General features: G+C 62.4%; 6 protein-coding genes. 4 read left to right on the plus strand and 2 right to left on the minus strand.

Annotated elements, in window-relative coordinates; translation table 11 throughout:
* Window positions 1-64 precede the first annotated feature (64 nt).
* The 3 genes from ACR0AO_RS18920 (at window position 65) to prpE (ending at window position 4,892) form a co-directional block, all read left to right on the plus strand.
* Window positions 65-2,338: an NADP-dependent malic enzyme gene (locus tag ACR0AO_RS18920; protein WP_480607012.1), complete on the plus strand. Its 2,274-nt coding sequence runs from the start codon at window positions 65-67 to the stop codon at window positions 2,336-2,338.
* A gap of 43 nt (window positions 2,339-2,381) precedes the next feature.
* Window positions 2,382-2,771 carry a GFA family protein gene (locus ACR0AO_RS18925; protein WP_480607015.1) on the plus strand — a complete coding sequence of 130 codons (390 nt, stop codon included), beginning with the start codon at window positions 2,382-2,384 and terminating at the stop codon, window positions 2,769-2,771.
* Window positions 2,772-3,002: 231 nt separating this feature from the next.
* Window positions 3,003-4,892, plus strand: a complete 1,890-nt coding sequence (gene prpE, locus ACR0AO_RS18930; RefSeq protein ID WP_480607018.1) for a propionate-CoA ligase PrpE — start codon at window positions 3,003-3,005, stop codon at window positions 4,890-4,892.
* Between the two features lie 9 nt (window positions 4,893-4,901).
* Here prpE and ACR0AO_RS18935 read toward each other — a convergent pair whose 3' ends face one another.
* A complete protein-coding gene (locus ACR0AO_RS18935) occupies window positions 4,902-5,711 on the minus strand; it encodes a class I SAM-dependent methyltransferase (RefSeq protein WP_480607021.1) in 810 nt (269 codons plus the stop codon).
* Window positions 5,712-5,938: 227 nt separating this feature from the next.
* Between ACR0AO_RS18935 and ACR0AO_RS18940 the strand changes: the two genes are divergently transcribed.
* Window positions 5,939-7,402 (plus strand): amidase family protein, encoded by a 1,464-nt coding sequence (locus tag ACR0AO_RS18940; RefSeq protein WP_480607024.1) that lies wholly within the window; start codon window positions 5,939-5,941, stop codon window positions 7,400-7,402.
* Window positions 7,403-7,653: 251 nt separating this feature from the next.
* Here the strand turns inward: ACR0AO_RS18940 and ACR0AO_RS18945 are convergent, their stop codons facing one another.
* Window positions 7,654-8,415 (minus strand): NAD kinase, encoded by a 762-nt coding sequence (locus ACR0AO_RS18945; RefSeq protein WP_480607027.1) that lies wholly within the window; start codon window positions 8,413-8,415, stop codon window positions 7,654-7,656.
* Window positions 8,416-8,698 lie beyond the last annotated feature (283 nt).

Consider the following 8,698-nt stretch of genomic DNA (forward strand, 5'->3'; position numbering starts at 1 on the left):
GATGGTCATTCCCACCGAGATAGTTTAGTATTAAACCAAATTCCTTCAGGGAGATGATTTGCCAATGTCCGACAACACCAGCCAGCGCCAGGCGGCACTTGAATATCACGAATTCCCCAAGCCCGGAAAACTCGAGATCAAGGCAACCAAGCCGATGGCCAATGGCCGGGATCTGTCGCGGGCCTATTCGCCCGGCGTCGCCGAGGCCTGCATCGAGATCAAGGACAGCGCCGACAATGCCGAACGCTATACCGCCCGCGGCAATCTGGTGGCGGTGGTGTCGAACGGCACTGCGGTGCTGGGGCTGGGCAATATCGGCGCGCTGGCCTCGAAACCCGTGATGGAAGGCAAGGCGGTCCTGTTCAAGAAATTCGCGGGCATCGACTGTTTCGACATCGAGGTTGATGAGGCCGACCCGGAAAAGCTGGCCGATATCGTCTGCGCACTGGAGCCGACCTTCGGCGCGATCAACCTGGAAGACATCAAGGCGCCCGACTGCTTCATCGTCGAAAAACTGTGCCGCGAGCGGATGAACATTCCGGTCTTTCACGACGACCAGCACGGCACCGCCATCGTCGTGGGCGCGGCCGCCAAGAATGCGCTGCACGTGGCGGGCAAGTCGTTCGAGGATATCAAGATCGTCTCGACCGGGGGCGGCGCGGCGGGCATTGCCTGCCTCAACATGCTGGTCAAGCTGGGGGTCAGGCGAGAGAATATCTGGCTGTGCGATATTCACGGGCTGGTCTATGAGGGACGCGCCGAAGACATGAACCCGCAAAAGGCGAATTTTGCGCAGGCTTCGGATTTGCGCACACTGGACGAGGTGATCGACGGCGCGGACCTGTTTCTGGGGCTGTCCGGCCCCAATGTGCTGAAACCCGAGATGGTCGCGAAAATGGCCGACCGTCCGATCATCTTCGCGCTGGCCAACCCGACGCCCGAGATTCTGCCGCAGGCCGCGCGCGAAGTGGCTCCGAACGCGATCATCGCGACCGGCCGCAGCGATTTTCCCAATCAGGTCAACAACGTCCTGTGCTTCCCCTTCATCTTCCGGGGTGCGCTGGATGTGGGTGCGACCGAGATCAACGACGCGATGCAGATCGCCTGCGTCGACGGCATCGCCGAGATGGCCCGCGCCACCACCAGCGCCGAAGCCGCCGCGGCCTACAAGGGCGAGCAACTGACGTTCGGTGCCGACTACCTGATCCCGAAACCGTTCGACCCGCGCCTTGTTGGTGTGGTGTCTTCTTCGGTCGCCAAGGCGGCCATGGCAAGCGGCGTGGCCAGGCGGCCCATCGCCGACCTGGAGGCCTACAAGGAAAAGCTGAACCAGACCGTCTTCAAGTCCGCCCTGCTGATGCGCCCGGTGTTCGAAGCCGCCGCCGCCGCATCGCGCCGGATTGTCTTTGCCGAGGGCGAGGACGAGCGGGTGCTGCGCGCGGCACAGGCGATTCTCGAAGAAACCACCGAAACCCCGATCCTGATCGGTCGCCCCGAGGTGATCGAGGCGCGCTGCGAGCGGATCGGCCTTTCGGTTCGCCCAGGCCGGGACTTCCAGATCGTGAACCCGGAAAATGACCCCCGCTACTATGATTATTGGACCTCGTACCACCAAATCATGCAGCGCCGGGGCGTCACGCCCGATCTGGCCAAGGCGATCATGCGCACCAACTCTACCGCCATCGGCGCGATCATGGTGCAGCGCGGCGAGGCTGACAGCATGATCTGCGGCACCTTCGGAGAGTATCGCTGGCATTTGAACTATGTGGAACAGGTGCTGAATGACGGCGACCTTCGCCCGCATGGCGCGCTGTCCCTGATGATCCTCGAGGACGGCCCCCTGTTCATCGCCGACACCCATGTACGCACTCGGCCCAGCCCAGAAGAATTGGCCGAAATCACCATCGGCGCGGCACGGCACGTGCGCCGCTTCGGGTTGGAGCCAAAGATCGCCTTTTGCTCACAGTCCCAGTTCGGCAATCAGGCCGAAGGGTCTGGCAAGCGCCTGCGCGACGCGATCCGGATTCTGGACAGCAGGCCGCGCGATTTCACCTATGAGGGCGAAATGAACCTCGATGCCGCGCTCGACCCGGATCTGCGCGAACGCATTTTCCCGAACTCGCGCTTTGAAGGGGCGGCCAATGTCCTGATCTTCGCCCATGCTGATGCCGCCAGCGGCGTGCGCAACGTGCTCAAGATGAAGGCCGACGGGATCGAGGTCGGCCCGATCCTGATGGGCATGGGTAACAAGGCCCATATCGTGACGCCGTCGATCACGGCGCGCGGCCTGCTGAACATGGCGGCCATTGCCGGAACGCCCGTGGCGCATTACGGTTAGGCCAGACGGCTGCATTTCCGGCCGTCCGTTCAGGGAGGTCAGAATGCAAGGGCATTGTCACTGCGGTGCGGTGCGCTGGCAAAGCGATGGCAAGGTTGCATGGAGCTGCTATTGCCATTGCTCGGATTGCCGCCGCAATTGCGCATCGCCCGTCACCGCGTTTTTCGCTCTGCCGCATGGGGCGGTGAACTGGTCCGGCGACGCGCCGAGGATCTACAATTCGTCCGTAGGCGTAGAACGGTTGTTTTGCGGCGCCTGCGGAACTCAGATGGCCTATCGCAACGCCCGCGACAGGGTGAACATCCACCTCTATACCGCGACACTGGACAATGCCGGCGATCTGGCGCCGAAATTCCATGTCTTCCATTCCGAGCATTTGCCCTGGCTGAATATCCAGGACACCCTGCCTCGATACGCCAGGACATCCGGATGATCGGCGAATCTCTGATCCGGGAATTTGCAGTGTTATCATTTGCAGTTTTGCAAAATTGGAAGTTTTTCCAGAAAATGGCGGTGAATTTAGTGACTTTGCAAAAATTTGCAGGCAATAAACCGCTCTTGTGCAAATTTTTTGCGATAAACTGACGCGCCGTCATTCGTGTCGCTTGCCCGGATGGCCCGGCGCGCCTAACACATCCCGCAAGCCGAACGTGAGGAGGACGTCATGACATACAGGGATGTTTACGAGAGCTGGAAGAACGACCCCGAGGCGTTCTGGATGGAAGCCGCCAAAGGCATCGACTGGGTTGAAGCCCCATCCAAAGCGTTGTTTGACGACAATGCCCCGCTCTATGAATGGTTCTGTGACGCCAAAGTGAATACCTGCTGGAACGCCGTCGACCGCCATGTCGAGAATGGCCGCGGCGATCAGGTCGCGATCATCCATGACAGCCCGGTATCGGGCGTCACCCGCCGCATCACCTACGTCAACCTGCGCAACCGTGTGGCTCAGCTGGCCGGGGCGCTGCGGGACAAGGGCATCGAAAAGGGCGACCGGGTCATTATTTACATGCCGATGATCCCCGAGGCGCTCGAGGCAATGCTGGCCTGCGCCCGTCTGGGCGCGGTGCATTCGGTCGTGTTCGGCGGATTCGCCAGCAATGAACTTGCCGTGCGCATCGACGACGCCAAGCCCAAGGCGATCATCGCCGCCTCCTGCGGGATGGAGCCGGGGCGCGTGGTCCATTACAAACCGCTGCTGGACGGCGCCATCGACATGGCCAGCCACAAGCCCGATTTCTGCGTCATCTTCCAACGCGAACAGGAAGTGGCGCAACTGATCCCCGGGCGCGACTATAACTGGCACGGCTTCCAGTATGGCGTCGAACCGGCGGAATGCGTGCCGGTCGCGGGCAACGATCCGGCCTACATCCTGTATACCTCGGGCACGACGGGCGCGCCGAAAGGCGTCATCCGACCGACCGCCGGGCATCTGGTGGCGCTGAACTGGACGATGAAGAATATCTACAACGTCGATCCGGGCGACGTGTTCTGGGCCGCCTCGGACGTGGGCTGGGTCGTGGGGCATTCCTATATCTGCTATGCGCCGCTGATCCATGGCAACACCACCATCGTGTTCGAAGGCAAACCCGTCGGCACCCCCGACGCCGGAACCTTCTGGCGGGTGATTTCCGAGCACAATGTCAAAAGCTTCTTCACCGCCCCCACCGCCATCCGCGCCGTCAAACGCGAGGACCCCAAGGGCGAGTTGCTGGCGAAATACGACCTGTCCGGCCTCAAGGCGTTGTATCTGGCCGGTGAACGCGCCGACCCCGACACCATCGAATGGGCGCAGGACGCGCTGAAGGTGCCGGTGATCGACCACTGGTGGCAGACCGAAACCGGCTGGGCCATCGCTGGCAACCCGCTTGGGATCGAGGAACTTCCGGTCAAGCTGGGCTCGCCCGCCAAGCCGATGCCGGGCTATGACGTGCAAATCCTCGATGAAGGCGGGCACCCGATGAAACCGGGCGAGCTGGGAGCGATTGCGGTGAAACTGCCGCTGCCTCCGGGCACCCTGCCGACGCTGTGGAATGCCGAGGACCGGTTCCGCAAATCCTACCTGCAGCAATTCCCCGGCTATTATGAGACCGGCGATGCCGGGATGATCGACGAGGACGGATACCTTTACATCATGGCGCGCACCGACGACGTCATCAATGTCGCGGGCCACCGCCTGTCCACCGGCGGGATGGAAGAGGTTCTGGCCGGTCACCCCGACGTGGCGGAATGCGCTGTCATCGGTGTGTCGGATCAGTTGAAAGGCCAGATGCCCGTCGGGTTCCTGTGCCTGAACGCGGGTGCGACCCGCGATCATGGTGAGGTCGTTCAGGAAGTCGTCAAGCTGGTACGCGAAAAGATCGGCCCGGTCGCCGCTTTCAAACAGGCGGTGATCGTCGACCGGCTGCCCAAGACCCGGTCGGGCAAGATCCTGCGCGGCACCATGGTCTCGATTGCCGATGGCTCGGAGTACAAGATGCCCGCGACCATCGACGACCCGGCCATCCTGGACGAGATCAAGTCGGCCCTGCAAACCATCGGCTACGCGCGGTAACCGGCGCGGTCAGCGCGCCGTGACGACATAGCCCTGCATCTTTGCCGCGACCTCGCCCGCACCAAAGCGGGCGCGGATTTCCTCGGTCGCGGCATCCACGATACGCTGCACCATCTCTTCGCCATGCGGCGCGACCTCTCCATACATCGGCGTGCCCCGCACATAGGCGATGGCAGGATGCGACGGATCGGGGGCCCGGCTGGTCGCGGTGATCATGTCGATGTCGACATGGGCAAATCCCGCCGATTGCAGTTCCGCCCGGATACGCTCGGGATTTCCGTGTCCGTGCGGCGTTCGGGCCAGGAAATGCGGCGGCGAGCCCGGCAGCAATGTCGAGGCCACGTCGGTTACGATCCGGGCAAATTCGTTGTGCTCGATCCCGTCCCAGACATTGAACAGGAACCGTCCCCCGTCACGCAGAACCCTGCGGGCTTCGCCATAGCCCCGCACCCGGTCGGGAAAGAACATCACGCCGAACTGACAGCACACCGCATCGAAACTACGGTCCTCGAAGGGCAGTTCAAGCGCGTCCGCCGGTTGCCATGTGATACGCGCGTCTTCGCCCTGCCTGGCCTCGGCGCGTTCCAGCATGGGCGGGTTCAGATCGGTGACGACGAACCGGGCGCCGTCGGGCAGCAACGGCGCCAGCGCCCGGGTCACCACCCCGCTGCCCGCCGCGGTTTCAAGCACGTCCGAGACCGGCTCGCTGACGACCCGGCGGGCAAGATCGGCCGCATAATGCTCGAAGATCAGCGGAACGAGGTAGGTGTCATAGATTTCGGGTATGTTACCAACGAATGTACTGTCGTTCTGGGGCATCCCATCCTCCGCGGAATATTGCCCCATCAGCATAGCACATTCGCTTCGGGACGGCTGACACAAAGGCCAGTTTGCAGGCGGCCCATGACGCCTATGCGGTCGTAGATGAACTGGCCTTTGCCGATATCGAAAACGTGCCTGACGGTGCGTGACCCGGGGCGAATTCGCTCGCCGGAGCTTGGATTTTCCGTCATCCTGCCCGTGACCCGCGGGCAGGAGATCCTGAGATGACGACACCAAACGACCTCTGGCGACTGGATGCGACCGACATTGCCAAACGCACTGCTTCGGGCGACCTGACCGCCGAACAGGCCGTTTCCGCCGCCGTCGATCGCATGAACGTGGTGAACCCGGCGCTGAACGCCGTGGTGGAAAGCTGCGCCGAAGCGGCGCTGGACCGGGCGCGCGAACTCGACAAGGCCCGCGCCGGCGGGGCAAAATCCGGGCCGCTGCACGGCGTTCCGGTTACCATCAAGATCAATGTCGACCAAAAGGGCCATGCCACGTCCAACGGCGTGCCCGCGCTGAAGGATCTCATCGCGCCCGACGACGCCCCCATCGTGCGCAACCTCGAAAACGCGGGGGCGGTGGTGATCGGGCGCACCAACACGCCCGAATTTTCCTTTCGCGCCGATACCGATAATCCCCTGCACGGGCGCACCCACAACCCCTGGGGCAGGCATATCTCTGCCGGCGGCTCCTCGGGCGGAGCGGGCGCTGCGGTGATGGCCGGTATCGGCGCATTGGCCCATGGCAACGATATCGGCGGCAGCCTGCGCTTTCCGGCGGCGGCCAACGGCGCGGTCACCGTCAAGCCCGGTCTGGGCCGCGTGCCCGCCTGGAACCCCAGCCAAAAAGCCGAGCGCGGCTTACTGGCGCAATCCATGTCGGTGCAGGGGCTGATCACCCGCTCTGCCCGCGACCTGCATCTGGCGATGCCCGCCATGATCTCGGCCGATCCGCGCGACCCGTTCCACGTTCCGCTGCCCTGGCGCGGCGAGGTATTGCACGGTCCGGTCAGGGTGGCCTTCACCAAGAACACCTTTGGCTATGACCTGCACCCGGAAGTCGAAGCCGCGCTGGACACCGCGCGGGATGCGCTGGCGGATGCGGGCTATGTCGTCGAAGACGTCGAACCGCCGGATGTGTTCGAATGCGGCCGCAATGGATACCGCGCATTGATGGGCGAGGTGTGGACGTTGATGAAGTCGGATATCGACGCCTGCGGCTCGGACACGATTCGCGACATATTCGAGGTCTACTTTCAGGAATTTCCGCCGTTCACGGATACAGAACTGGTCCGGATGATGGCCGCGCGCAGCCACTATGCGCGCCAATGGTCCCTGTTTACCCAGGACTACCCTCTGATTCTGACCCCGTTCCTGCCACAACCGTTCTTCAGGCCCGACCGCGACACCGAAGGCGCCGAAGGCGTGCACGAAGTGCTGGGATGCGCGGTCTATTCCTATGCCATGAACTTTCTGGGGTTGCCGGCGGCCTGCGTCCCCAGCCGGCTGGCGAATCTGCCCGGCGGGCAACAGCCCATCAACGTTCAGATCGTGGCGCGGCGCTGGCGCGAGGATTTGGCCGTGGACGCCGCCGCAGCAATCGAGGCGCGGGTGGGGTACATGTGTGATGCGCTCTGGACCCACATGGATCAGGATGCGCGCCAATTTGGGCTGGAGAAATAAGCCCCGGGGAATATGCAGAACTCTGCGCCCCGGGGCCTGTCGTTCTAAAATATTCCCGGAGTTTGATGACGGGCGCGGCGATAACCGCCCCCGCCAGCGCGAAACATTGCGCAATCATTTACTTAACGTCACTTCGATGGCCACTCACTCCCATCAGGACGTTTACTCCGGGTAAGTTCAGACTAGACCAAATGGCGCGCGCTGCATGTGATCCAGTTCACATAAGAGAAAATTTTCCCTGATCCTCACGTTTACGTGAACTGCTCCGAGATCAAGCGTTCTTCCAATCCGTGCCCCGGGTCGAACAGGATGCGGTGTTCAATTGCCGGTTCCGAACGGATCTCGACCCAGTCGATATCGGCGAAGGAAATCGAATCCGCGTCGGCCATGACCGGGCGCTTGTCGGCCTCCATCACATCAAACCGCACATGCGCGGTCTTGGGCAGCAACGCGCCGCGCCAGCGGCGGGGCCGGAACGCGGCGATGGCCGTCATCGCCAGAACATCCGACCCGATCGGCAGGATCGGCCCATGCGCAGAATAGTTATACGCGGTCGACCCGGCAGGGGTCGACACCAGCGCCCCGTCGCAGACCAGTTCGGCCAGCCGCAACCGCCCATCCACCGTGATCCTGAGCCGTGCCGCCTGCGGACCGGCCCTGAGCAGCGAAACTTCGTTGATCGCCAGCGCCTCGTGCAGCTTGCCGGACTGGTCCATCGCCGTCATCGCCAGCGGGTTGATGATCTCTTCCTCAGCCGAGGTGAGGCGCTCCATCAGACCGGTTTCGCTGTATTCGTTCATCAGAAACCCGATGGTACCCCGGTTCATGCCATATACGGGAACGTTCAGGTGCTGGGTGTTGTGCAGCGTCCGCAGCATGTAACCGTCGCCGCCCAGGGTGACGATGACATCCGCGTCGCGCGGCGCGGCATTGCCATAGCGGGCAACCAGTTCCGCCCGGGCGGTTTGCGCCACCGGTGCATCGCTTGCCAGAAAGGCGATTCTCTTAATCATGTTTTCAGGTTTCCGGTGCTGCGCATTTGGTTCCGAAACAAACATACCTTTCCGCAATAGACCAGACTTGACGCCCGCGCGGGCCAATTCGTCGCTTTACGGCCTTTTTCGACCCGGCAGTTTCCGATAGGAAATCTTCAAAATTCACCCCAAGCCTTGTGGAGCCCCCATGGACGCCAACACTCGTGATACCGGATTTTTCACCCAATCTTTGTCGGATCGTGATCCTGAGCTTTATGGCTCGATCACCTCGGAACTGGGCCGCCAGCGCGACGAGATCGAG

The sequence above is a fragment of the Ruegeria sp. AF8 genome (genome assembly GCF_056541825.1).

What these genes read in the sequence shown, in the direction of transcription:
- ACR0AO_RS18920 (WP_480607012.1), top strand. Translation starts at nt 65, where the DNA reads ATGTCCGACAACACCAGCCAGCGCCAGGCGGCACTTGAATATCACGAA.
- ACR0AO_RS18925 (WP_480607015.1), top strand. Translation starts at nt 2,382, where the DNA reads ATGCAAGGGCATTGTCACTGCGGTGCGGTGCGCTGGCAAAGCGATGGC.
- prpE (WP_480607018.1), top strand. Translation starts at nt 3,003, where the DNA reads ATGACATACAGGGATGTTTACGAGAGCTGGAAGAACGACCCCGAGGCG.
- ACR0AO_RS18935 (WP_480607021.1), bottom strand. Translation starts at nt 5,711, where the DNA reads ATGCCCCAGAACGACAGTACATTCGTTGGTAACATACCCGAAATCTAT.
- ACR0AO_RS18940 (WP_480607024.1), top strand. Translation starts at nt 5,939, where the DNA reads ATGACGACACCAAACGACCTCTGGCGACTGGATGCGACCGACATTGCC.
- ACR0AO_RS18945 (WP_480607027.1), bottom strand. Translation starts at nt 8,415, where the DNA reads ATGATTAAGAGAATCGCCTTTCTGGCAAGCGATGCACCGGTGGCGCAA.